Raw genomic sequence first — 1,098 nt, 5'->3', positions numbered from 1 at the left:
GTATTTAAAAATTAATAATGGTAGAAGATGTAATTATCTTACGAATTTTGTTAGTTTTAGCCTAAGCTCCCGCTTTGCGGGTTTAGTTCAACACGTGGTCATAAGGCATGGTGGGGTTTCTGCGGTCGTTGTTACGGCGGATTCTCACCAGATTCCTCTGTCCTGCGGACAGGTAATCGGGCGACAATCCACCACGACCTCATACCACAACCGTTGTGTGCAAGCAAAACAGACCACTAAATGAAACTATTTGCTAAAATATTTAAGACAAAATCTAAGGAACGTGATTTTCCTAAAGGCATGAATGAGATAAAAGTTTCTGAAGATACATTTGTGACAGAAATTTCAAAAGAACAAAAAGACAATTCGGATATAGAAAGGAGAGAAAAAGATAAAGTCGGACAATTAAGCAAATTGGATGGATTTCATGATAAACCCAATGGTAGACAAGGAACAATTTATTACGTTGATCATGGAAAAACATGTGAACTATATTATGAAATTTCTGGAGTTAAAGAATTTGATATTTTGATTTGGTTTGACCAATTGAATGAATGGATTTTACCGAAAAATGAAGCTATAAACCAGATTGATAAACAAAGGATTAAAGAAAAACTTATAAATTGGTTGGACTTAACAAAAATACGAGCAGAATTATAAACTTGACAAAGCGATTAAATATGGAAATTGTAAATAACGAAAAATATGAAGAGTTAGCGGCAGAGTGGCAATATCAGATGATTTGCATTTTGAAAGATACTTTGAAAAAACACAAAGTAGATTCAAAAAAAGCAAAAGAGATATGTGGGGACTTTTCTTTTGACTTGGCAATGTTGCAAGACCAAGGAGAGATTAGAATTGAGCAAGAAGAATATAGACCTGTGATTTGTTTTGAGAATACAGAAGAAAAATTGATGTACAACTCGGATGATGATTTTCAATTACATGATTATGCATTTGGAAATACAGATCAAGCATTTGGAGATTAATAATGCCAGCACACAACACTTAGAATATAATTAATCACGAGCATCCGAAGAAAGATACCTACCATGATGAAGGTGATTAAATATATTCGTTGTTGAACGTTACCGGGAG

The 1,098-nt window shown here is 34.0% G+C and carries 2 protein-coding genes; both read left to right on the top strand.

What is annotated here, in order from left to right; genetic code table 11:
* Nucleotides 1–240 precede the first annotated feature (240 nt).
* On the top strand, nt 241–660 hold the full coding sequence (locus tag OM075_RS25130; RefSeq protein WP_301193317.1) for a hypothetical protein: 420 nt from the start codon (nt 241–243) through the stop codon (nt 658–660).
* A 20-nt stretch (nt 661–680) separates the two neighbouring features.
* Nucleotides 681–989 (top strand): hypothetical protein, encoded by a 309-nt coding sequence (locus OM075_RS25125; RefSeq protein WP_301193316.1) that lies wholly within the window; start codon nt 681–683, stop codon nt 987–989.
* Nucleotides 990–1,098: the final 109 nt, after the last annotated feature.

It is taken from the genome of Plebeiibacterium sediminum (assembly GCF_026013605.1).
Lineage (GTDB): Bacteria > Bacteroidota > Bacteroidia > Bacteroidales > Marinilabiliaceae > Saccharicrinis > Saccharicrinis sediminus.
The sequence above is the reverse complement of the archived record's forward strand: the minus strand, read 5'-3'. Positions and strand labels throughout refer to the sequence as shown.

Excerpts from the sequence above, each read along its gene's own strand:
- OM075_RS25125 (WP_301193316.1), top strand. The coding sequence starts at position 681 with ATGGAAATTGTAAATAACGAAAAATATGAAGAGTTAGCGGCAGAGTGG.
- OM075_RS25130 (WP_301193317.1), top strand. The coding sequence starts at position 241 with ATGAAACTATTTGCTAAAATATTTAAGACAAAATCTAAGGAACGTGAT.